This is a genomic window from Mycolicibacterium sp. MU0053 (genome assembly GCF_963378095.1).
Lineage (GTDB): Bacteria > Actinomycetota > Actinomycetes > Mycobacteriales > Mycobacteriaceae > Mycobacterium > Mycobacterium burgundiense.
Genome location: NZ_OY726397.1, coordinates 2,128,602 through 2,152,887 on the forward strand (window position 1 = coordinate 2,128,602; position 24,286 = coordinate 2,152,887).

The window sequence follows — 24,286 nt, forward strand, 5'->3', positions numbered from 1 at the left end:
ATCAGTTGCGGTGACCGGCACATGTCGTATCGGGAACTCGACGCCGCCTCGGATGAACTGGCGTACCGGCTGGCCACGCACGGCGTGGGCCCGGGATCGCGGGTGGCACTGTTGCTGCCGCGGTCGGTGGAGACGGTCGTGGCGATGCTGGGCGTGCTGAAATCCGGCGCGGCGTATGTGCCGATCGATCCGGCGGTGCCGGATGCACGGGTGCAGTTCGTCCTCGACGACGCGTCCCCGGCGGTTGCGGTGACCACCGCGGACCTGGCGGCCCGGTTGAGTGGAGCCGCACCGGCGGTCCTGGCCATCGACGATCCCGACGCGCGTGCGGCCGTCGCGAATGTGGTGTTGCCGCAGCCGTGTTCCGATGATGTGGCGTACGTGATCTACACCTCGGGCACGACGGGGGTGCCCAAGGGGGTCGCGGTCGCCCATCGCAACGTGACCGCGCTGCTGGCGGCGATCGACGACTGCATGGAGTTCTCGGTCGGTCAGGTGTGGTCGCAGTGTCATTCGTCGGCGTTCGACTTCTCGGTGTGGGAGGTCTTCGGGGCGCTGTTGCATGGTGGGCGGCTGGTGGTGGTGCCCGATGCGGTGGTGCGCTCCCCGGCGGACTTCCATGCGCTGCTGGTCGCCGAGCAGGTCAACGTCCTGAGCCAGACGCCGTCGGCGTTCTACGGTTTGCAGACCATCGACGACGCGCGCGCCGGGTTGGCGTTGGAGGCGGTGATCTTCGGTGGGGAAGCGCTGGACCCGCAGCGTCTTTCGGCCTGGCTGGACGATCAACCGGGGTCGCCGCGGTTGATCAACATGTACGGGATCACCGAGACGACCGTGCATGCCTCGTTCCGCGAGATCTCGGCCGCGGATGCCGAGAACGCGGTGAGCCCGATCGGGGTGCCGTTGCCGCATCTGGCCTTCTTCGTCCTCGACGACTGGCTGCGGCCGGTGTCGCCGGGCGTGGTGGGGGAGTTGTACGTCGCCGGGGCCGGGCTGGGCCTGGGTTATGTCGGCCGGGCGGGGTTGACGGCCGGGCGGTTCGTGGCGTGCCCGTTCGGTGGACCGGAGGCACCGGGAATGCGGATGTATCGGACCGGTGATCGGGTGTGCTGGGGCCCGGACGGTCAGCTCGAGTACCAGGGTCGCGCGGATGAGCAGGTCAAGATCCGCGGGTACCGTATCGAACTCGGCGAGATCCAGTCCGTGCTGGCGGATTTGGACGGTGTCGAGCACGCGGTGGTGGTCGTGCGGGAGGACCATCCTGGCGACAAACGACTGGTCGGTTACATCACCGGCAGCGCCGATCCGGCCGGGTTGCGGGCCGCCCTGGCCGAGCGGTTGCCGTCATACCTGGTGCCGGCGGCGGTGGCCGTGTTGGACGCACTGCCGTTGACGGTCAACGGCAAGCTCGACAAGCGGGCGCTGCCGGCCCCGGAATACCAAGACACCCCACGTTATCGGGCTCCGAGCAACGCCGTCGAGGAGATCCTGGCCGGCATCTACGCCACCGTCCTGGGCGTGCCGCGGGTGGGCGTCGACGACTCGTTCTTCAACCTCGGCGGCGACTCGCTGCTCGCGATGCGCCTGATCGGCGCGATCAACCGGGCTCTGGAAGCCGGACTGGCGGTGCACACGGTGTTCGACGCACCCACAGTGGCCCAGCTGGCGCGCCAGGTCGGCGGGGAGCACGATCGCCTGGAACCGCTGCAGGCGCGGGAGCGACCCGCGGTGGTGCCGCTGTCGTTCGCCCAGAGCCGGCTGTGGTTCGTCGACCAACTGCACGGCCCCTCCCCGGTTTACAACCTGGCGGTGGGGCTGCGGCTGGAGGGCCGGCTGGATGCCGAGGCGCTGGGTGTTGCCTTCGCGGACGTGGTGGCCCGGCACGAGAGCCTGCGCACGCTCTTTCCGGCCGTAGACGGGCTGCCCCAGCAGCTCGTGGTCGCCGCCGAGCGCGCCGACATCGGCTGGGCGGTGCGCGATGCGACCGACTGGCCGGAAAGCCGGCTGCGCGAAGCGGTCGACGAGACGGCCCGGCACAGCTTCGACCTGGCGGCCGAGATCCCGTTGCGGGTGCGGCTTTTCCGCATCTCCGAACAGGAACATCTGCTGGTGGCCGCGGTGCATCACATCGCCGCCGACGGCTGGTCCGTCGCGCCGCTGGTGGCCGATCTCGGGATGGCCTATGCCGGCCGCTGCGCCGGTCGACCGCCCGAGTGGGAGCCGTTGCCCGTCCAGTACGTCGACTACACGCTGTGGCAGCGCGCGCAGCTCGGCGAGCTCGACGACGACGACAGCCGCATCGCCACCCAGTTGCGGTATTGGGAGCACGCGTTGGCGGGGATGCCCGACCGGGTGGCGCTGCCGACCGATCGGCCCTACCCGCTGGTGGCCGATCAGCGTGGCGCGCGCGTTGCGGTGGAATGGCCGGCGCGGCTGCAGGAGCAGGTTTCCCGGCTGGCACGAGAACACAACGCCACCAGTTTCATGGTGTTGCAGGCCGCGCTGCTGACGTTGCTGTCGAAGCTCAGTGCCAGTGCCGATGTCGCGGTGGGCTTTCCGATCGCCGGGCGCCGAGACCCCGCCCTCGACCCGTTGGTCGGGTTCTTCGTCAACACGTTGGTGCTGCGGGTCGATCTGGCCGAGGATCCGAGCGTCGCCGAGATGCTGGCGCAGGTCCGCGAGCGCAGCCTGGCCGCCTTCGAGCATCAAGACGTGCCCTTCGAGGTGCTGGTCGAACGGCTCAATCCGGCGCGGTCCCTGACCCACCACCCGCTGGTCCAGGTGATGTTGGCCTGGCAGAACGTGCCCGGGCGGACCGGCGGCCCCGACGACCGGGTGGCGCTGGGGGAGCTGCAGGTCACCCAGCTTCCGTTGGACACCCAGACCGCCCGCATGGATCTGTCGCTGTCGCTGGCCGAGCGTCACACCGAAGACGGTGCGGCCGCGGGGATCTCCGGCACCGTGGAATTCCGGACCGACGTCTTCGACGCCGACAGCATCCAAACCCTGATCGGCCGACTGCGGCGGGTGATCGAGGCCATGGCGGCCGACACCACCCGTCGACTGTCCCGCATCGATGTGCTCGATGCCGAGGAACACGCCTGCCTCGACGCCTTCGGCAACCGGTCGGGATTGGCCGCACCGGTGACGGGGGAGTCGATCCCGGCCCGGTTCGCCGCGCAGGTGGTCCGTGCTCCCGAAGCGGTGGCGGTCAGCTGCGCGGGCCGTCACGTGACGTATCGCGAGCTGGACGAGGCCTCGAACCGGTTGGTGCACAGGTTGATCGAGGGCGGTGTCGGCCCGGGGCAGCGGGTGGCGTTGTTGCTGCCCCGGTCGCCCGAGGCGGTCGCGGCGATGCTGGCGGTACTGAAGATCGGCGCGGCCTATGTGCCGATCGACCCGGGGGTGCCCGATGCCCGCGTGCATTTCGTGCTCGCCGACGCCGCCCCAGCGGCCGCACTCACCACCGCGGACCTGGCCCACCGGGTCGCGGGGCGCGGTCCGGCGGTCCTCGATATCGACGATCCCGATATCGACCCGCGGCCCGTGCGCCCGCCGGCGCCGGCCGGCCCCGACGATGTCGCGTACCTGATCTACACCTCCGGGACCACCGGCGTGCCCAAGGGCGTGGCGATCCCGCATCGCAATGTGACCGTGCTGCTGGACGCGATCGACACCCGACTCCACTTGTCGGCCAATCAGACCTGGGCGCAGAGTCATTCATTGGCCTTCGACTTTTCGGTGTGGGAGATCTTCGGCTCGCTGCTGCACGGCGGACGGCTGGTGATCGTGCCCGACACCGTGGTCCGGTCGCCGGAGGACTTCCACGACCTGCTGGTCACCGAGCGGGTCAACGTGTTGAGCCAGACCCCGTCGGCGTTCTACGCGCTGCAAACCGTCGAGGAACTGGCCCCCGGGTTGAAATCCGATCTCGCGCTCGAAGCGGTGGTGTTCGGCGGCGAGGCCCTGGACCCGCAGCGCCTGTCGAACTGGGTGGATGACCACCCCGACTCGCCGCGGCTGATCAACATGTACGGGATCACCGAGACCACCGTGCACGCCACCTTCCGCGAGATCGTCGCGGCCGACGTCGACAGCACCATCAGCCCGATCGGGGTACCGCTTGGGCATCTGGCGTTCTTTGTGCTCGACGGGCGGTTGCAGCCGGTGCCGATCGGCGTGGTCGGGGAGTTGTACGTCGCCGGTGCGGGCCTCGGTCAGGGCTATGTGGGGCGTTCGGGGTTGACGGCCACCAGGTTTGTCGCGTGCCCGTTCGGGCCTGCGGGAGCAGCGGGCATGCGGATGTATCGGACCGGGGATCTGGTGTGCTGGGGCAGCGACGGGCATCTGCGCTATCTGGGGCGGGCCGATGAGCAGGTGAAGATCCGCGGCCACCGCATCGAACTCGGTGAGATCCAGTCGGTGCTGGCGGATTTGGACGGTGTCGAGCAGGCGGTCGTGATCGCCCGGGAGGACCGGCCCGCCGCCGTGCGCCTGGTCGGCTACGTCACCGGCGGCGCCGATCCGGTCGCGCTGCGCGCGGCGCTGGCGGAGCGGCTGCCGTCCTACATGGTCCCGGCCGCGGTGGTGGCGATCGAGGCGCTGCCGTTGACGGTGAACGGAAAGCTCGACACTCGGGCGCTGCCGGCGCCGGAATACTCCGACGTCGATCACTACCGCGCCCCGGCCACCCCCGTCGAGGAGACCCTGGCGGGCATCTTCGCCGAGGTGCTGGGGCTCGAACAGGTAGGGGTCGACGACTCTTTCTTCGACCTGGGCGGCGACAGCATCTCGGCGATCCAAGTGGTGTGGCGGGCCCGCGCCGCCGGCCTGATGGGCCGCCCCCGCGACATCTTCGTGCAGCAGACCGTGGCGCGACTGGCCCGCGTCGTGCGGTTCGCCGACGCCACCGGCGGTGCGGTCGACGAGGGCCTGGGACCGGTGATCGCCACTCCGATCATGCGGTGGCTCAAGGGTTTGGAAAGCCCCGACGGTCCGATCGACGAGTTCAACCAGACGGTGTTGTTGCAGGCTCCGGCGGGAGCGACCGAGGCCGACGTGGTCGTCGTGCTGCAGGCGCTGCTGGATCGGCACGCCATGCTGCGGCTGTACGCCGAGGACGACCGGGCCGGCGGGTGGGTGCTGACGGTCCCGGAGGCGGGCACCGTTTCCGCCGCCGACCGGCTGCACTCGGTGGAGGCGCTGACCGATGCGGCGCTGGTGGCGGCGCGGTCGCGTCTGGACCCGGCCACCGGCGCGATGCTCAGCGCGCTGTGGGTGTCCGCCTCCGGGCAGCTGGCGCTGATCATCCACCACCTGGCCGTCGACGGCGTGTCGTGGCGAATCCTGTTGGAGGATTTGGACATTGCCTGGACCCAGCACCGCGGTGGGCAGCCCGTGCTGGTGCCGCAGTCCGGGACGTCGTTCCGGCGGTGGGCGGAGCTGCTGCCCGAGCATGCCCGTGCCGCGGACGTCGTCGCGCAGGCGGCGGCGTGGCGGCAGGTGGCGGCGGTTCCGGCCGCGTTGCCCGCCCCGCAGCCCGGTGTCGACACGTTCGCCACGGCCGGTCACCTGACGGAGTTACTGGACGCCGAGACCACGCACATGCTGCTCGGCGAGGTGCCCGCCGCGTTCCACGCCGGGGTGCACGAAATCCTGCTGATCGCCTTCGCGTTGGCGTGGACGCAATACCTGGGGACCGGCGGCGCGCCGATGGTCATCGACGTGGAGGGGCATGGCCGACACGAGGAACTCGGCGATGTCGACCTGTCGCGGACGGTGGGCTGGTTCACCACCAAGTACCCCGTGGCCTTGAGTGTCGGGCAATCCCACGGCGGCCTGCGTTGGACGCAGGTGGTCGCCGGCGACGCCGCGCTCGGTGCGGTGATCAAGGACGCCAAAGAGCAGCTTCGGGCGCTGCCCGACGGCCTGACCTATGGGCTGTTGCGGTATCTGAATCCCGAGGTGGATCTGGCCGGGGCGGACCCGGTGATCGGATTCAATTACCTGGGGCGGCTGGGTGCGCCGACGGCCTATGCCACCGGCGACCTGTGGCGGTTCAGCCAGGAGGGTTTGTCGCTGGCCGGGGCCGGCGCGATGCCCACACCGCTCGCGCATGCGGTCGAACTCAACGCGGTCACCATCGACACCGACACCGGCCCGCATCTCAACGCCACCTGGACCTGGGCGCCCACGGCGCTGGACCGCATCGCGGTCACCCGGGTCAGCCGGCTGTGGTTCGACGCCCTGGCGGGCATCTGCGCGCATGTGCGTCGCGGCGGGGGCGGGCTGACGCCGTCGGACATCATGCCGGCCCGATTGAGTCAGCAGCAGATCGATGAACTCCACCAACAGTTTCCGGTTGCCGATGTCCTGCCGCTGACGCCGCTGCAGCAGGGGCTGCTCTACCACGCCAACATCGCCAAGTGCTCCGATGACGATGTGTACGCGGTGCAACTGGACATCGAGTTGACCGGTCCGCTCGATCAGCATCGGCTGCGAGAGGCCGTGCAGGCCGTGGTCGGCCGCCATCCCCACCTGGCGGCCCGCTTCTGCCCGCAGTATGAACAGCCGGTGCAGGTGATCCCGCGTGCGCCCGTCGCACCCTGGCGTTATGTCGACGCGCTGGCCGACGGCAGCGCCGCTGCGGTCGACGAGCGGGTCGACCAGGTCCGCGGGGCGGAACGCGCCGCGGTCTGCGACCTGTCGGCGCAACCCGCGTTCCGGGCCGCGCTGATTCGGGTGGGCGACCACCGGCACCGGTTCGTGCTCACCAATCACCACATCGTGCTAGACGGCTGGTCGATGCCGATCCTGATGCAGGAGATCTTCGCCGGCTACCACGGGTTGCGCCTGCCCGCGGCCTCGCCGTACCGCGGTTTCACGACGTGGTTGGCGGAGCGGGACCACGCCGCGGCACATGCGGCCTGGCGTGCGGTGCTGGCGGGTTTCGACACCCCGATCCTGATCGGCCCGCCCCGGAAGTTGGGATTCGGGCCGCGCCGGGTGGACACTTTCCGGATATCCGCGAAAACGACTCGGGCCCTTGGCAAGCTGGCGCGTTCGCTGCACACGACGGTCAACGTCGTGCTGCAGGGCGCCTGGGCCCAGTTGCTCAGCTCGCTGACCGGTCGGCACGACGTCGCGTTCGGCACCGTCGTCTCGGGACGCCAGGCCGAGGTCGCCGGCGCGGAATCGATGGTGGGACTGCTGATCAACACCGTGCCGGTGCGCGCCACGATGACCCCGCAGACCACCACGACCGACCTGCTCGAGCAGCTGCAAAGCGCCCAGAACGACACGCTCGAACACCAGCACCTCGCGCTCAGCGACATCCATCGGATCACCGGCCAGGAAACGTTGTTCGACACGGTCTTCGTCTACGAGAACTATCCGACCGACACCGGCACCCCGCCGGGCTTCGATGGCCTGGCCATCACCGACGTCACCAGCCGCGACTTCTATCACTACCCGTTGACGGTGCAGGCCGGGCCGGGCCGGGAGATGGAGCTTCGGGTGCAGTACGACACCGACGTGTTCGACGCTGCCGACATCGGGGCGTTGATCGAGCGATTCGAACACGTGTTGGCGGCGATGACCGCGCACCCGGGGCGGCGGTTGGCGTCGATGGATCTGCCCGACGCCCGCCACTACCCACGGCTGCGCGCCCTGAGCGAACCGGTCGGGGAAGCGGTCACCGAGGACCGTGGAACCGTCGGCACCTACCAGGCGCCGACGACGCTGATCGAGCAGATTCTGGCCAGCATCTACGCCGAGGTGCTGGGTGTGCACCGCGTCGGGGTGGACGAGTCGTTCTTCGACCTGGGCGGCGATTCGCTGTCCGTGCTGCGGGCGGTCGCGGCGATCAACGCGGCGCTGGATCTGGAGCTTGGAGTGCCTGATCTTCTTGCGGCGCCGTCGGTCCGGGGCTTGAGCGAGCAGCTGGATCGGCCCAGCAGCGCGGTGCCGGACGGGCCGGGGCCCAGCGGCCCCTGACCGCGCGGCTCACCACATGTGCGGCACCAGGCGATAGCGCGACTGCTGCGCATATTCGCGGTAGCCGTCGAGTTCTGCGGAGAGCAACTTCTCTTCGTCACGGATGCGAACGATCAGCACGATCAGGCCGGGAATGACGGCGAGCAATCCCCAATAGGATCCGAGGGCCAGCGGGATGCCGACGATGGTGATCACATTGCCGGTGTACATGGGGTGGCGCACCAACCCGTAAAGGCCGGTCGAGACCAACATTTGGCCCGTCTCCACTTGGACGGTGGAGGCCGCGAAGCTGTTCTGGATGATCACCAGGCTCGTCACGCCCAGTCCGATGATCACGAGGACGCTGCCCAGCACGCAGATCGCGGTGGGCACCGACGACCAGCCGAAGCGGTGATCCAGGGCGCTGACCACGATCAATGCCGCCAGGGACAGGTACCAGCAGCCGATGAGGACCTTTTGCACCAGGCGGGTTTCGGCAACCGGTCCCGCGCGCTTACGACGTTGGTGCGCGGCGGGATCCTTGCGGAGCAGATAAAGGCTGGGAAGCCACGTCGACAGCGCGAATACCGCGAGGAAAATCCAGGCCTGCCAGTAGTCGACCGTGCCGGCGAGCAGCGCCAGTACCGCACCCAGGGCGGCGAGTTCGACGATCCCGAAAACCAACATTCGCAGAATAGCTGTCACGGATTTCGACCTTCCCCCGACGCCGCGCCCACGGCTGAAACTCTAATCGAAGGTTGTTTCATCCGAACGGAATTGGCGGATGCCTCGACATCGACTACTTCGGGGCACCTCGGGCACGCTCAGATGCCCAGCAGCGCATCGATCCAGCCGCGCGCGAAGTAGAGCAGGAACCCGAACGCCACGATCCATAACAACGGGCTGATCTCGCGGGCCTTGCCGGACGCCGACCGCACCACCACCCACGCGATGAACCCGACGCCGATGCCGTTGGCGATCGAATAGCTCAGCGGCATCACCGCGACCGTGAGCACCACCGGCAGCGCCACCGAGAAGTCCGAGAAGTCGATCTCGCGCAGATGCGAGGCCATCATCGCCCCGACGATCACCAGGGCGGCGGTGGCGACCTCGGACGGCACGATCGCGGCCAGTGGGGTCAAAAACATTGCCGCCAAAAACAATCCGCCGGTCACCAGGCTGGACAGGCCCGTCCGGGCGCCCTCGCCGATCCCCGCGCCGGACTCGACGAACACCGTATTCGACGACGACGACGTCGCACCGCCGACCACCGCACCGGCACCCTCGACGACCAGCGCCGCGCGCAGTCGCGGGAAGTTGCCCTGCTCATCGGCGAGGTCGGCCTGCCGGGACAACCCGGTGAACGTCCCCATCGCGTCGAAGAAATTGGTGAACACCAGCGTGAACACCAGCATCACCGCGGCCAGGACCCCGACCCGCCCGACACTGTCGAGGCTGAATTCGCCCATCAACGACAGGTCCGGCATCGAGAACGGCGAACCGGACAGCGTCGGCACCGACAGGCCCCAGCCGCCGGGGTTCTCGGTCGCCGACCCCAAGTGCCAGATCGCCTCGATCGCCACCGCCACCACGGTGCCGCCGACCAACCCGATCAGGATGGCGCCGCGCACTTTTCGCGCCACCAGAATCCCGGTGACCAACAACGTCAGGATGAACACCGCGGTCGGCACGCTGTCGATCGAACCGGCGCCGTCGCGGCCCAGCCCGACCGGCGGGGACGGGCGGCCGGTGGACCCGACGAAGCCCGCGTCGATGAGCCCGATGAACAGGATGAACAACCCGATGCCCGCGGTGATCGCGAGCTTGAGCTGCATGGGGACCGCTTCGAAGATCATCTTGCGCAGCCCGGTGACCGCCAGCGCCACGATGATCAGGCCGTTGATGACCACCAGGCCCATCGCCTCGGGCCAGGTCACCAGGCCGACCACCGAGGAGGCCAAGAACGAGTTGATGCCCAGACCGGCCGCGAACGCGAACGGCAGCCGGGCCACCAGGCCGAACACGATCGTCATCGCGCCGGCGGCCAGCGAGGTCACCGCCGAGACCTGAGTGAAGCCCAGCTCATTGCCCGCGACGTCGGGGGTGCCGGACAGGATGATCGGGTTCAGCACGATGATGTAGGCCATCGCGATGAACGTGACGACGCCGCCACGCAGTTCGGTCGCGACGGTCGAACCGCGCGCGCTGATCTCGAAGAAGCTGTCGAGGCGGGTCACGGGGTCGACCTTAAGGGCTGCGGCCCGGACCCGCGCGGCGCCCCGGGTCCCTCGCCTAGGTCGACTCGACCGAACTCGACGCGGCGGCCAGGTCGAGCGCCGGCCGCACGGCCTCCAACCGCACCGCGACGCCGTTGAGGACCGACATCCCGGCCAGCACCTCCAGGTCCTCGACCCGGTTCGAGGTCAGCTCGTTGACGTTGACCCCCGGGTTGGCGTTGGCCAGTTGCCACCCACCGCCGCGGTGCCCCCAACCCTGCGGGATCGCGATGGTGCCGGGACCCACCTCGTCGGTGATCATCACCTCGGTCTCGACGGCGCCGTCGGCCGAGATCACCCGGACCCGGCCGCCGTCCGCCAGGCCGGCGGCCCGGGCGTCGTGGGCGTTGATGCGGGCGCGGTGCCGCCGGTTGCCCTTCATCAGCGTGGGGCTGTTGTGCATCCAGCTGTTCTGCGACTTCAGCTCGCGGATGCCGATGGCCAGCAGCGGAAATTCCGTGCTGGTGGTCGGTGCGTGGCCGAGCCGGCCGATCTCGGCGACGATCTGGTCGGGATCCAGCAGCACCTTGCCGCCGTTGTGCCGGACCACCTTGGCCAGCACGCCGTGCGGGGTGTGTTCGGCGAGCATGATGCCGTGCGGGCGCTGTTTCAATTTCTTGAGATTGAGGCCGCGGCGCCGCAATCCGAAGCGATCGCCGTAGGGGCCGGTCCGTAACAGCAGATCCATCATGCGCCGCGGCGTGAACCGCAGACCGCGCCGCTCGAGCCAGTGCAGCACCGGGTTGAGTCGTTCCATCGAACCGGTGGCCAGCATCGATATCCCCATCCGGTCGGCCAGATCGGTGAACACCTCCCACTCCTGACGGGCCTGTCCGTAGGGCTTGACGACGGCCTCGGTGGACTGGATGTAGACCGAGGGGCAGCACGCCGCGAACGCCATCGGCAGGTCGTCGCGTTCGAGCATCGTGGTGCTGGGCAGGATGTAGTGCGCGTGGCGGTTGGTCTCGTTGACGTAAAAGTCCAGGGAGACAAACAGATCCAGGTCCCGCAGCGCCTGGTCGAGGGCCGCGCTGTTGGGCACCGACAGCACCGGGTTGCCGGCGAGCACGAACAGCGCGCGCAGTTGGCCGGGGCCGGGGGTGGTGATCTCGTCGGCCATCACCGCGGCCGGGAAGGTGTTGTGGACGGCGGGGAAGTTGCCGATCCGGGAGCGCTTGGTGTCGTAGTCGAACGCGCCGGTCTTCTCGCCGGCGTCCTCCAGGGGGATGACCGCGTGCGACATCAGGCTGCCGCCGGGGGAGTCCAGGTTGCCGCTGACGACGTTGAGCACGTCGATCAGGAAGCTCACCAGGGTGCCGTGATGTCCCAGACAGGCACCGGTGCGGGCGTAGGCGACCGCGGTGGGCGCGGCGGTGAAGTCCCGGGCCAGGTCGCGCAGCACGTCGGCCGGCACACCGGTGCGCGCCGCGGTGTCCTCGGGCGGGAAGTCCGCGCACAGCGCCCGCAGCGTGTCGACACCGGTGGACTGGGCGGCGATGGCCCGGCGGTCCTCGAGGTGCTCGGCGAAGATGACGTGCAGCATCGACAACAGCAACCAGGCGTCGGAGTCCGGCCGCACCGCGACGTGCTCGTAGGCCGCGGCGGTCTCGGTGCGACGGGGATCGACGACCACGACGCGGCCGCCGCGCTTGACGATGCCCGCCAGGTCGTCGCGGATTCGTGGCGCCCGCAGCGCGCTGCCGTGGGAGATCAGCGGGTTGGCGCCGAGCATGAACAGGAAGTCGGTGCGCGGCAGGTCGGGAAACGGCAACTGGGTCGCGGCGCCGTAGAGCAGGCGGCTGGCGACGTAGCGGCTGTTGATGTCCTGTGAGCCCGCCGAATACAGGTGGTTGGCTCCGATGCGTTTCATGAAGAACCCCGACCAGATGCTGGCGGCATAGCCGAAAGCCGCCGGGTTGCCGAAGTATTGACCCACCGCGTCGCCGCCGAACTCGGTCAGGACGCGCTGCAACCGCGCGGCGATGTCGTCGAGCGCCGCATCCCAGGACACCGGGGTGAAGCTGCCGTCGGGTTGCCGGCGCAGCGGCGTCAGCACCCGGTCCGGGTCGTTCTGTACCTCGGTGAACGCGATGCCCTTCGGGCAGGCCCGGCCCTGCGACAGCGGATGGTCCTGGTCCGGCCGCAGCGAAACCAGGCGGTCGTTGTCGACCGTGGCGATCAGGCCGCACATCGGCTCACAGATCCGGCAGTAGGTGACCTTCTGTTCGACGGACAATGCCGCCCCAATCTCTCGGTGTCCGCGGGCCGGCGAACGGGCTTACAGTAATCATCACGATAACTGGCGGCGGGGCGTTCGGGCCGGCGTTTGGGCTAAGAGACCGGCAGCGCCGGCGGCAGCGCGACGGGCCGCGCCGCGACCGGCTGCGCGGCCGGTGGGCCCGCCGCCGGGAGCGCCGCGGGTAGCCCCGCCTGGCCCGGCAGCGGCGCCGGCGCGGGTGCGGGTGCCGGCAGGGGCGCCGGGGTCGGCGTGGTCAGGATGCGCACCAGGTCGGGCTTCATCGCCTGCAACTGCGAACCCCAGTAACCCCAGCTGTGGGTGCCGTTGGTGGGGAAGTTGAACACCGCGTTGCGGCCACCGGCGGCCAGATACCGCTGCTGGAAGTCCTTGTTGGTGCTCGCGGTGATGTTCTCCAGGTACTGCGCGCTGAAGTTGGTGCCGAAGTCCCCGCCGTTGTCCAGGTCCGAGGGGGTGCCGTTGCCGCAGTAGATCCACAGCGCGGTCCGGTTGGCCACCAACCGATTGATGTTGACCATCGGGTCGTTGCGCTTCCAGGCGACGTCACTGGCCGGGCCCCACATGTCCACCGAGTTGAAGCCGCCGGCGTCCTTCATGGCCAGGCCGATCAGCGTGGGCCACAGGCCGTGCGACGGGTTCAGGAACCCCGACAGCGAGCTGGCGAAGATGAACTGGCGCGGATGCCAGATCGCCAGCGTCAGCGCCGCGCCGCCGGCCATCGACAGCCCCACCACCGCGTTGCCGGTGGGGTCCTGGCCCTTGTTGGCGGCCAGCCACGCCGGAAGCTCCTGGGTCAGAAAGGTTTCCCACTTGTAGGTGGTGGTGCCGGCCGAGCCGGCCGCCGGCCGGTACCAGTCGGTGTAGAAGCTGGACTCACCGCCGACGGGCATCACCACCGAGATCCCGGACCCGTTGAACCAGTCGAACGCCGCGGTGTTGATGTTCCAGCCGTTGGAGTCCTCCTGGGCGCGCAGGCCGTCGAGCAGATACACCGAGTGCGGTCCGCCGCCGAGGAATTCGATGCGGATGTTTCGCCCCATCGACGGCGACGGCACGTCGAGGTATTCGATGGGCACTTGGGAGACCGCCTTGGCCTGCGGCGATGGCCCCACGATCAGGAACATCGCGGTCAACATCGCCGCCAGCAGGGTGGCGGTGGCCATCCGGGTCGAGGTTCTCAGTGCGTCCGTCACATCGGCAAGCTAGCCGGGCGCCGGTGCCGAACCCGGCACGCGCGGCCGCCCGTGATCGCGTTGTTACCAAGCCCTTTGGCGACCGTGACCTTGCGTTACTGCACGCCGGGCAGGTCCAGCACCAGCCGGGCGCCGCCCAGCGGACTCTTCTCCAGCCGCGCGGTCCCGCCGTGTACCTCGGCTTGCTGTGCGACCAGCGCCAGCCCCAGGCCCGACCCCGAACGCGAGGCCGTCGAGCCGCGGGAGAACCGTTCGAACACCTCGGTGCGTTCGGCCTCGGGCACGCCGGAACCGTTGTCGTCGACCGTGATCTGCACGCCGGTGGCCGAGCTGATCGCGTCGAGCCGGACCTCGGTGGCGCCGCCGTGCTTGACCGCGTTGGCGATGGCGTTGTCGATCACCAGCCGCAGACCCGCGGGCAGACCCACCATCAGCACCGTGGTGGAGGCGGCGAGGGAGACCTTCAGGTCGGGGTAGCTGCGCTCGGCGTCGTGGGCGGCGCGGTCGAGGATCTCGGTGATGTCGACGGGCACAAAGTCGTCGGCGGTGGTGAGTTGGCCCTGCGCCAGCCGCTCCAACGCCCACAGCGTGGTCTCGATGCGGCTCTGGGTGCGGATCACGTCGCCGATGAGCTCCTGGCGCTGGTCGGGGGGCATGTCGAGGGTGGACAAGACCTCGAGGTTGGTGCGCATCGCGGTCAACGGGGTGCGCAGTTCGTGCGAGGCGGCCGCCGCGAAATCGCGGGCCGATTCCAGCGCGGCCTTGGTGCGTTCCTGCTCCTTGCCGATCCGGGCGAGCATGCCCTCGACGGCCTCGCCGATCTCGACCGCCTCCCATACGCCGCGCACCTGCACCTCGTCCGGGGTGGACTGGGCGTTGATCGCGCGGGCCTGCTGGGCCAGCCGCCGGAACGGGGTGATCATCACCAGCGAGATCACCCAACCCACGACCAACGTGGTGAGGATCAGGCTGATGCAGATGATCAGCACCCGCATGTGCAGGGCGTCGATGCGGTCCTGCGTCTCCTCCAGCGGCGAGCCGAGCGCAATCGAGGCCGGGCCGACCTGGAAGGTGCGGACCCGATAATCGACGCCGTCGATCGTGGTGTTGGTGTAGCCGTCGTCGAACTCGGGCAGCACCACGTCGCTGGGGGTCGAGACCGTGACCTGCCCGATCCGGGCCGTTCGGACCAGGCTGCCCTCCTCGTGCTGCAGGTCGCCGCCGGCCGGCGGCGGCGCGGTGAGGATGTTGCTGAAGTCGCCGAGGCTGCTCACCGAGTCCAATCGGCGATCGAGCTGGCTGTACTGGTCGTTGATGATGCCGAACCACACCCAGCCGCCGATGACCAGGATGGTGCCGATGACGCCGGCCATCCCGGCGATGACGATGGTGCGCAGCGACAGGATTCGCTTGGGCAGCCGGAACAGCCAGGCCAGGAGGCCCGTGGAGGTGTCCGGAGTCGTCGCTGCGTTCATGCTGTCCCATCTTGCCCGACCCCGGTGGTCACCGGCGGTAGGCGTGGACGCTCACCGGTGGACGTTGCGCAGGCCGACGGCGTTGCGCAGCCCCGAGCAGTTGACGCAGCCCACACACCCGACACAGTTGGTGCAGTCGGCGCAGCCCACGCAGCCGATGCACAGGTGGCAGGCGAAACACCCGAGGCAGCCCAGGCAGCCACTGAGCATGAAAGACAATGCGGTCAGGAAGCTTCCGGCGATCCCGGCGCTGCCGGCAGTGGCGATCGAGCCGGCCACGCCCGCGCTGGTGACGGTGGCGATCGAGCCGGCCACGCCGGCGCTGCGGGCGGTGGCGATCGAACCGGCGACCCCGGCGCTGGCCTCGGTGGCCACGGATCGGACCACTCCCCGCGACGCTGTCATGGACCCGAGATTACTCAGCCGGCACCCTTGCCGTTGTCCACTCGGTACACCGAGCCGTGGATGGCCGCCGCGTCGTCGCTGGCCAGAAACGCGATCGCCTTGGCGACGTCGACCGGGTCCATCATTCCGCGGGGCGCGGCGATGCGCATGATCAGGTTCCAGTCCGCATTCTCGGGCGCGGCGAAGTCGGTGACCTGCGGCGTGGTCATCCCGCCGGGGCAGACCACGTTGACCCGGAGCCGTTCGGCGCTGTACTCAACCGCCAGCGCCCGGGTCAGGCCGACGATGCCGTGCTTGGCGGCGCAGTATCCGGACGAATACACCTCGCCCTCCAGCCCCGCCACCGACGACACGTTGACGATGTTGCCGCCGGCGGTCAGCAGATGCGGCAGCGCGGCCCGGCACAGGTGGAACGGCCCGGTCAGGTTCACTGCCAGGTCGTGGTCCCAGTCCTCATCGGTCATCGTCTGGGTGTGGCGCATCTGGTGGAATCCGGCGGCGTTGACCAAGACGTCGAGCCGACCGAACTCCTGCACACAGCGCTGCACGGCGTCGCGGCAGGCCTGCGGGCTCGCGATGTCGAACGACGCGTATTGGCCGCCGGGGATCTCGGCGAACACCGCCGCCATCCGCTCGGTGTCGCGGGCGATGCCGAACACCGTGGCGCCGCGCTCGGCGAACAGTTGCGCCGTGGCCGCCCCCAACCCGGAGGAGGCGCCGGTCACCAGGGCCACTTTGCCGTTCAACGAAGTCATCGGTGCACCCTTTCACGCCGGCGCTACGCGTGGCCGCGAGGGCGCGCCGGCGGCACCGCGGCCAGCAGCGCGCGGGTGTAGTCGTCGTCGGGGTGCTCGAACAACTCGGCGGCGGGCCGATACTCCACGGCCCGGCCGTCCCGCAGCACCAGGATGTCGTGGCTCATCCGCGCGATCACCGCGAGGTCATGCGCGATGAACAGATAGGTCAGGCCCAGGTCGCGTTGCAGGTCGGTGAGCAGATCCAGCACCCGATCCTGCACCGACACATCCAGCGAGGCCGTCGACTCGTCCAGGATCAACAGATCGGGTTCGACGGCGACGGCCCGGGCGATGCTGACCCGCTGCCGCTGCCCGCCGGAGAGCTCGTGCGGATAACGCGCTGCGAATTCGGGTGTCAGGCCCACGAGTTCGAGCAACTCACCGACCCGCGCGGCACGCCCGCGCGCACCGGCGGCCAGCCCGTGCACCCGCAGCGGTTCGGCGATCGCCGCACCGATGCGCTGCCGTGGGTTCAGCGACGAAAACGGATCCTGGAACACCAGGCTGATCCGGCGGCGCATGGAGCGGTCGGCGACATCGACGCCGTCGAGCCTCGCGGAGCCGGCATCCGGGCGAACCAGCGTGGTCAGCGCGGCGGCCACCGTCGACTTGCCGGACCCGGATTCGCCGACCAGTCCCAGCGTGGTGCCGCGGCGAATCTGGAACGACAGACCCTGCACGGCAGCGACCTTGGTCTTTCCCCGGGGGGTGTCGACGGTGAAGCCGACCGACAGATCGGCGACGTCGAGCAGCACCGGCGCCGCGGGGGCCGCGACGGGCCCGGCACCGCCGATCATCGGCCGGGCCGCGAGCAACTCCCGGGTGTAGGGCTGCTGCGGGTTGTCGAATACGTCGAGCACCGGCGCCTGCTCGACGGCGCTGCCGTCGTGGAGCACGGTGACCTCGTCGGCGACCTGGCCGATCACCCCCAGGTCGTGGCTGATCCACACCACGGCGGTGCCGAAGTCGCGCTGCAGGTCGCGCACCAACTCGATGATCTGGGCCTGGGTGGTGACGTCCAGCGCCGTGGTGGGCTCGTCGGCGATCAGCAACTCGGGGTCGCAGGCCAGCGCGATCGCGATCATCACCCGCTGCCGCTGCCCGCCGGAGAGCTGATGCGGATAGGAGTGCAGCCGCGCCGGGGCGGCCGGCAGCCCCACCGCCTCGAGCAGCTCCAACGCCCGGGCCCGCGCCGCGCGCCGCGTCGAGCCACGGTGCGCCTCAAGGGATTCGGTGATCTGGCGCTCCAAGGTCAGCAGCGGATTCAGCGATGTTCCCGGATCCTGGAACACGAAACCGATGCGGGATCCGTGCACGCCGCGCAGCACCCGGGGCGACGCCCCGACGAGTTGGGTCGCGGGCACCCCGGCCGTGCCGCCGAGCACGCTGGTGCCGCCGACCGTCGCGCCGGGCGCGTCGAGCAGGCCGGTCGCGGCGAGCACCGTCATGGACTTCCCGGAGCCGGACTCGCCGACGATGCCGACGGTCTGTTCGCGGGACACCGCGAACGAGACGCCGCGGACAATGTCCTGCGCGCCGATGCGCACCCGCAGGTCGGCGACGTCCAGCACGGCCGCGGTCATCGGGTCTGCCCCGCCCGGCGCGCCTCGATCATGGTGCGCTGCTTGGGGTCCAGGACATCGCGCAGGCCGTCGCCGAGCAGGTTGAACGCCAAGACGATGACGAAGATCGCGGCCCCGGGGAACACCGCCATCCACCAGGCCATGGTGACGAACCCCTGCGAATCGAAGATCATCCGGCCCAACGACGGCTGGGGCGGCTGGATGCCGAGTCCCAGGAAGGACAGCGCGGCCTCCGACAGGGTCGCGAACGCCAGCGACAGCGACGTCTGCACAATCAGCGGACCCGAGATGTTGGGCAGCACATGCCGGCTCAGGATGTAGCCGGCACCGGTGCCCATGGTGCGAGACACCGCGACGTAGGGTTCGGTGCGCACGCTGAGCGTGCTCGCCCGCGTCACCCGCGCGAAGATCGGGGTGAAGACGATGCCGATCGCCAGGGTCGTCGTGGTGACCCCGGGACCCAGGACCGCCACCACGGCCAGCGCCAGCAGCAGCACCGGGAACGCGAACATCACGTCCACGATCCGCATCAGCACCGAGTCCAGCCAGCCGCCGCGGTAGCCGGCCACCAGCCCGATCGCGATGCCGACGATCGCGGCGAACGCGACGCTGATCACCGCGATCCGCATCGAGGCCTGCACGGCCACCAGGACGCGGGAGAACACGTCGCGGCCCAACTCGTCGGTCCCGAACCAGTGCGCGGTGCTCGGTGCCTGTAGGGCATTCGGCACGTCGACCGCGTTGATCCCGTAGGGCACCAGCCAATTGGCGCCCAGCACGATCACCGCGACGACCAGCAGCACGACCGTGCCCAGGGCGGTGATCGGGTTGGTCAGCAGCAGTCGCCAGGACGAGACGCGGGTGGTCATGACAGCCTGATCCTCGGATCCACCACCGCGTACAGCGCATCGACGATCAGGTTGATCAGCAGGAACAGCACCGCGATCAGCAGCACCGCGCCCTGGATCAGCGGGTAGTCGCGCGCCGCGACCGCGTTGAACACGAGGCGGCCCAACCCTGGCCAGGCGAAGACCACCTCGACGACGATCACCCCGCCGAGGATCGTGGCGAGCTGAATGCCGGTGATCGTCAACACCGGCACCATCGCGTTGCGCATGATGTGCCGCGTCGTCACGACCCGCGGGGACAAGCCCTTCGAGCGGGCGGTGCGGACGTACCCCATCGAGGCCACCTCCAGGACCGCCGACCGCACGTAGCGCGTCATGATGGCACCGGCGACCAGCCCGACCGTCAACCCGGGCAGCACGATGTGCCGCAACCAGCCGGCCGGATCGTCGAGCAGCGACCGGTAGCCCGAGGTCGGAAACCATCCCAAGGTGGTCGAGAACAGCCCGATCAGCAGGATGCCCATCCAGAAGTCGGGCACCGAGACCCCGAATTGGCTTGTCACCCGGATGATCCCGTCGGCGATGCGGCCCTCCCGCAGCGCGGCCCACACCCCCAGCGGGACCGCGATGAGCAACGCGATGACGATGCCCACCAGTCCCAGCGACACCGTCGCCGGCAGTCGCTCGAGCAGCGTCACCGTGACCGGGTCGCCGTTGCGGAAGCTGACGCCGAGGTCGCCGCGCAGCGCCGACCCGAGATAGCCGAAGAACTGCTCGATCAGCGGACGGTCCAGCCCGCCGGCCGAGCGCAGCGCGGCGTAGGCCTCCGGGGTGTAGCGCGTGCCGAGCGCGATGCGGACCGGATCGCCGGGCACCAGATGTACCAGCGCGAACACCAGGATCAGCACGCCGAACAGGACGACCAGCGAGTACAGCAGGCGCCGCGCCAGGAACGTCACCAACGGGCTCATGAGTCCCCGGCGGCCGGGTCGAAGTACGCCCCGCGGAACCGGATTGCGCCGTCGCGGCGGGCCGCATAGCCGTGCAGTGCCGGATGCCAGGCCTGGATGACAGCCGGGTTGTACAGGAAGATGTAGCTGACTTCGTCGGCGATGCGGGTGGCCGCCCGCGCATAGTCCTGCGCGCGGGCCTGCTGATCGGTCTCGACGCGGCCGGCGTCCAGGAGGCGATCCACCTGCGGGTCGGAGAACTTTTGCGCGTTGCTGGTGCCGTCGGTGTGGTGCTGGGCGTAGTAGAAGTCGTCGGGGTCGATGTTGCCGAGCCAGCCCATCATCAGCATGTCGAAGTTGCCCTGGTTCTGTTCATCGAGCCAGGTGGCGAAGTCCACGGTGCGGATCTGGACGCGGAAGCCGAGCGGGGCCAGGTTGTCGGCGATGATCTGGGCCGCGGTGACCGTCTCCGGATACTCGTTGGTGACCAGCATGTCCAGCGTGCCCGGCTCGATACCCGCCTCCTGCAACAGCTTTCGGGACTGTTCCGGGTCGTGGCGGTACCGGTCATACGGCGTGTGCCAGGGATTGCCCCGCGGGATCGCGAGCTGATTGGCCGCCGCGGTGCCGTAGCTGGTGGCGGTCACGATCGACTCGCGGTCAATCCCGTAGGCGATGGCGCGCCGGACGCGGACATCGTCCCACGGGGCGCGGGCGCCGTTGAGCGCGAGATACCAGTAGTCGTTGCTGGGGGTGACGGCCAACTCGATCGAGTCGTCGTCGCCGAGTTGGGCCACGCGCTGCGCGGGAACCGAATCGGTCCAGTCGATTTCGCCGGCCTGCAGCGCCGACAGCGCGGTCGAGGGCTCCGAGATGAACCGGTAGGTCACCCCCGGGATCCGCGGTGGGCCGGCCCAATGGCGGGGATTGGCGCGCAGCGTGATCGAATCGCCGCTGCGGGCGCCGCTGAAGGCGAACGGGCCGGTGCCGACGGGATGAGTGGCGAGCGCCCCGCTTTCGACGTTGGCGCGCTGGACGATCGCCATGCCCTTGAAGCCGCCCAGGTTGGTCAGCAGATTGGGGGTCGGCCGGCTCAGGGTGATCACCACGGTGCGCGGGTCGGGGGCCGTGACGGCGGTGACGGCGCTGAACTTGTCGACGTTGGCCAGCTTCTCGTCGATGATTCGGCGGTACGAATACACCACGTCGGCGGCGGTCAGCGGGCTGCCGTCATGGAACGTGACACCGTCGCGCAGCCGAAACGTCCACGTGAGTTGATCCGGCGAGGTCTCCCAGGATTGCGCGAGCGCGGGCCGCATCCGCAGGTCCGCGTCGGGTTCGACGAGCGTGTCGAAGACGTTCTCGAGGACTTCGAACGAGAAGTAGGCGGTGGTCTTGTGCGGGTCGAGTTGATCGGGTTCGCCGGCGATCCCGGCGATCAGGTTGCCCGATGCGCCCGCACCGAGGTCGACGCGGGTCCCGGTGGCGCACGCGGCGAGCAGCAGCACCAGCGCAGCGGCGAGCGCGACCACTCGTCGCGTCATGCTCATCACCCGGCCTCATCGGGTCACTGTCTCGGCGTGCCCGACAAGCCTGTACCCAAAGCGGGCCCGGAATCAACCCGGGATCAGTCCGGCGCGCTCGACTCGTCGTTGTCCGGCTTGTCGTCGGACGCGGTTTCGGCCTTGGGCGCCGCGGTGCTCTCGGTCTTCCGTTTGGTCTTGGGGACGACGGCCTTGAGTGCCTTCTTCAGCGCAGCGCCGGGACGGTGCGCGGTGCCGGCGGTGTCGGGGCGGTTCCCGGCGACGAACTGGGACAGCGCGGCCCGGCGCGACTGCCGCCGGTCGTCCCGCGTCGACTCGGGCGCCTCCGAGTCGGCGGCGGTCAGGCGCTGGCGCAGTTCGATCTTCGATTCCGCCGCGGTGGTGGGGGAGGTCTGCGCCGGCGCCTCGTTTGATGCCGAAACTCCAGCCGAGTCAAGGCCTTTCGCGATGCCCGCGGCGGTCGCGTCGGCCAGATCCCTGGTCAGCTCGATCGGGTTGAGCTTCGGAATCAACTTCGCGCGGGTGGGCGCGCTGTAATCGGTGCGGTCATAACCGGCTTCGACCAGCACCCGCAGCGGCTCGTTGGCCGCGACCAGGATGGGCTCCGGCACGATTCCGTTGAAGGGCATCAGCAACGGCAGCCGCTCGGTACGGATCAGGTAGTAGGTCGTGTTGCCGTGCTGCTGGTGGTAATCCGGGTCATAGCCGGGCTCGCCCTCCTTGGGGATGGCGGCGAGCTGAGCCTCGAGATCCGCCACCCGCTGGGTCGGACCGTGCAGGTACGCGATGCCCAGCACCGCATTCGCGGTCGCGAGCAGGTTCAGCGGATAGGTGGGGAAGTCCGACCAGCCGCTGTATTGCCGGGCGATGTCGATGGTCTCGTCGCCGTTGTCGGGCGTGGCGCCGCTGAACGTGACGTCCAGGATCGGGATCTTGAGCCCCGCGAAGCGGGACAGGACGCCCCCGTTGGGGCGGTTCGGGTTCTCGACGAGGATGAACGTCGCCCCGGTGCCCTCCGGATGCGCACCCTTGTACTTCGAGGCCGCGACGGCGCCCTGGGAGAACGCGAAAACCACATCGCCGGAACCGATTTGCTCCTGGTCGAGCAGCGCGGCGCCCTGCGCGACGGACGCATCCCACTTCAGGTCGTCGAGCCCGCCGCGGGACACCGGCCAGAAGCCGGCGTTGTACTCGATCTTCTGCAGGCCGTCGCCCGGCGCCGGGGTGCCCGTACCGGAAAACACCCGGTCCATGAAGGTTTCGTACTCGGCGTCGGTGGGCTCGTCGCCGATGTCGGTGCCGCGCAGGTAGTACGCCTTGGCCAACAATTCCGGACTCGTCGCCAACGTGGGTGCCAGGCCGACGACCGCGGCGCCGACCGCCGCCACTCCGGCGACCCCGACCGCCGAGGCGCTCGCACCGGCCGACCATCGTCGGGTGCGCTGCGCGCGATGCCGACCTTGTGCTTTTCCCACCCCGGGACCCCCACGAACTCGTCGATAGTGAACGAGAGAAGCCTACGGCACGGATTTGCTGTGTGGGTGCCGGATCAGGCGATCGCGGGCACCTCGCCGGTCACCGGCAACACCACCGACGAGCCCTGATCGCAATCGAGATACTCGGTCGAGCAATCGCTCGGGGAGCAGCCCTGACTGCTGTGCCGGCAGTCATCGGGGGCGGCGGGGGCGGGGGCGGCCAGCAACAGGCCGAGCGGGAGCAGCAGGCCACCGATTCCGGCAAGTGCGGTACGAACTGCGGATCTCTGCATGGCTGACTCCTCAGGTTCATTCAGGCTACTCTCGTCAACCTGCACAAACGGGGAATTATTCGATTTCGATCGGCGCCGCGCACCCGCCTTTAAGGTGTGGGCAGCCCCCCCGCGAGGAAAGGACCCCTGTGCAGCGAGCACCGAAGCGGATCGTCATCTGGGGCACCGGTTTCGTGGGGAAGATGGTGATCGCCGAACTGGTCGGGCACCCGGAGTTCGAACTCGTCGGGGTGGGTGTCCACGATCCGGGCAAGCGCGGCCGCGATGTCGGGGATATCTGCGGGCTCGACACCCCGCTGGGCGTCAGCGCCACCGACGACGTCGACGCGCTGATCGCGCTGCGCCCCGACGCGCTGGTGCACTACGGCCCGACCGCCGCGCGCGCCGAGGACAACATCCGCCTACTCACCCAGTTCCTGCGCGCCGGCATCGACGTCTGCTCCACCGCGATGACCCCGCTGGTGTGGCCGGCGATGAAGCTCAATCCGCCGAGCTGGCTCCGCCCCATCGAGGAGGCCTGTGTCGCGGGTGCCGCGTCCTGCTTCACCACCGGTATCGACCCGGGCTTTGCCAACGACCTGTTCCCGATGACCCTGATGGGGCTCTGCTCGAAGGTGCGCCTCGTGCGCGCATCCGAGTTGCTCGACTACACCAACTACGAGGGTGATTACGAGTTCGAGATGGGCATTGGTCGCGAGCCCGAATTCCGTCCGCTGCTGGAGAACCCGGACATCCTGACACTCGCCTGGGGAGCCACCGTGCCGATGATCGCCCACGCCGCGGGCATCGAACTCGACGAGATCACCACCACGTGGGACAAGTGGGTCACGCCCACCGAACGCGCATCGGCCAAGGGCATCATCCCCGCCGGCCACGTCGCGGCGGTGCGCTTCACCATCAACGGCGTCTACCAGGGCCACACCCGCATCCAGCTCGAGCACGTCAACCGCATCGGCCGCGACGCCGCCCCCGATTGGCCCGCCGGCAGCGCCGACGACGTCTACCGGGTCGACATCGAGGGCACGCCCAGCATCTCCCAGGAGACCGCGTTCCGGTTCACCGATGGTTCGGGTCGCGACGCCGCCGCGGCGGGCTGCCTGGCCACCGGGCTGCGCGCGCTCAACGCCGTCGCGGCCGTCAACGACCTGCCGGCCGGCTGGGTGACGCCGCTGGATCTGCCGCTGATCCCGGGCCGGGGCACGATCCGCTGAACCCC

Annotated in this window: 15 protein-coding genes; 2 read left to right on the top strand and 13 right to left on the bottom strand. The window is 69.4% G+C overall.

All coding sequences use genetic code 11. The features are described from left to right. Complete coding sequence (locus RCP80_RS09790; protein ID WP_465270706.1) at positions 1-7,995, top strand: non-ribosomal peptide synthetase; 7,995 nt, start codon at positions 1-3, stop codon at positions 7,993-7,995. A gap of 9 nt (positions 7,996-8,004) precedes the next feature. Here RCP80_RS09790 and RCP80_RS09795 read toward each other — a convergent pair whose 3' ends face one another. From RCP80_RS09795 to RCP80_RS09855, 13 genes are all read right to left on the bottom strand, one after another. Next, positions 8,005-8,679, bottom strand: coding sequence for a methyltransferase family protein (locus RCP80_RS09795; protein WP_308482142.1), 675 nt, complete (start codon positions 8,677-8,679; stop codon positions 8,005-8,007). A 119-nt stretch (positions 8,680-8,798) separates the two neighbouring features. Continuing rightward, positions 8,799-10,211 carry an NCS2 family permease gene (locus RCP80_RS09800; RefSeq protein ID WP_308482143.1) on the bottom strand — a complete coding sequence of 471 codons (1,413 nt, stop codon included), beginning with the start codon at positions 10,209-10,211 and terminating at the stop codon, positions 8,799-8,801. Positions 10,212-10,266: 55 nt separating this feature from the next. Continuing rightward, positions 10,267-12,441, bottom strand: a complete 2,175-nt coding sequence (locus RCP80_RS09805) for a molybdopterin-dependent oxidoreductase (RefSeq protein ID WP_373693519.1) — start codon at positions 12,439-12,441, stop codon at positions 10,267-10,269. Between the two features lie 140 nt (positions 12,442-12,581). Further along, positions 12,582-13,670, bottom strand: coding sequence for an esterase family protein (locus RCP80_RS09810; RefSeq protein ID WP_373693520.1), 1,089 nt, complete (start codon positions 13,668-13,670; stop codon positions 12,582-12,584). A gap of 125 nt (positions 13,671-13,795) precedes the next feature. Then, positions 13,796-15,073 carry a sensor histidine kinase gene (locus RCP80_RS09815; protein WP_308482775.1) on the bottom strand — a complete coding sequence of 426 codons (1,278 nt, stop codon included), beginning with the start codon at positions 15,071-15,073 and terminating at the stop codon, positions 13,796-13,798. Positions 15,074-15,226: 153 nt separating this feature from the next. Then, positions 15,227-15,580 (bottom strand): hypothetical protein, encoded by a 354-nt coding sequence (locus RCP80_RS09820; protein ID WP_308482145.1) that lies wholly within the window; start codon positions 15,578-15,580, stop codon positions 15,227-15,229. Between the two features lie 14 nt (positions 15,581-15,594). After that, positions 15,595-16,335, bottom strand: a complete 741-nt coding sequence (locus RCP80_RS09825) for an SDR family NAD(P)-dependent oxidoreductase (RefSeq protein ID WP_308482146.1) — start codon at positions 16,333-16,335, stop codon at positions 15,595-15,597. 23 nt (positions 16,336-16,358) lie between these two features. Continuing rightward, complete coding sequence (locus RCP80_RS09830) at positions 16,359-17,960, bottom strand: dipeptide ABC transporter ATP-binding protein (protein WP_308482147.1); 1,602 nt, start codon at positions 17,958-17,960, stop codon at positions 16,359-16,361. Beyond that, the gene (locus RCP80_RS09835; protein WP_308482148.1) at positions 17,957-18,829 is read right to left on the bottom strand and encodes an ABC transporter permease; all 873 of its coding nucleotides are present in this window, start codon (positions 18,827-18,829) and stop codon (positions 17,957-17,959) included. The genes RCP80_RS09830 and RCP80_RS09835 overlap by 4 nt, the downstream gene beginning before the upstream one ends. Continuing rightward, positions 18,826-19,779, bottom strand: coding sequence for an ABC transporter permease (locus RCP80_RS09840; protein WP_308482149.1), 954 nt, complete (start codon positions 19,777-19,779; stop codon positions 18,826-18,828). The genes RCP80_RS09835 and RCP80_RS09840 overlap by 4 nt, the downstream gene beginning before the upstream one ends. Further along, on the bottom strand, positions 19,776-21,302 hold the full coding sequence (locus RCP80_RS09845) for an ABC transporter substrate-binding protein (RefSeq protein ID WP_308482150.1): 1,527 nt from the start codon (positions 21,300-21,302) through the stop codon (positions 19,776-19,778). The genes RCP80_RS09840 and RCP80_RS09845 overlap by 4 nt, the downstream gene beginning before the upstream one ends. Positions 21,303-21,385: 83 nt before the next feature. After that, the gene (locus RCP80_RS09850) at positions 21,386-22,777 is read right to left on the bottom strand and encodes a PE-PPE domain-containing protein (RefSeq protein ID WP_308482151.1); all 1,392 of its coding nucleotides are present in this window, start codon (positions 22,775-22,777) and stop codon (positions 21,386-21,388) included. A 74-nt stretch (positions 22,778-22,851) separates the two neighbouring features. After that, entirely contained in the window at positions 22,852-23,070 is a 219-nt protein-coding gene (locus RCP80_RS09855; RefSeq protein ID WP_308482152.1) for a hypothetical protein, read from the bottom strand. Between the two features lie 182 nt (positions 23,071-23,252). On the opposite strand from RCP80_RS09855, the gene RCP80_RS09860 reads away from it, so the two are divergent. Continuing rightward, positions 23,253-24,281, top strand: a complete 1,029-nt coding sequence (locus RCP80_RS09860) for an NAD(P)H-dependent amine dehydrogenase family protein (protein WP_308482776.1) — start codon at positions 23,253-23,255, stop codon at positions 24,279-24,281. Positions 24,282-24,286: the final 5 nt, after the last annotated feature.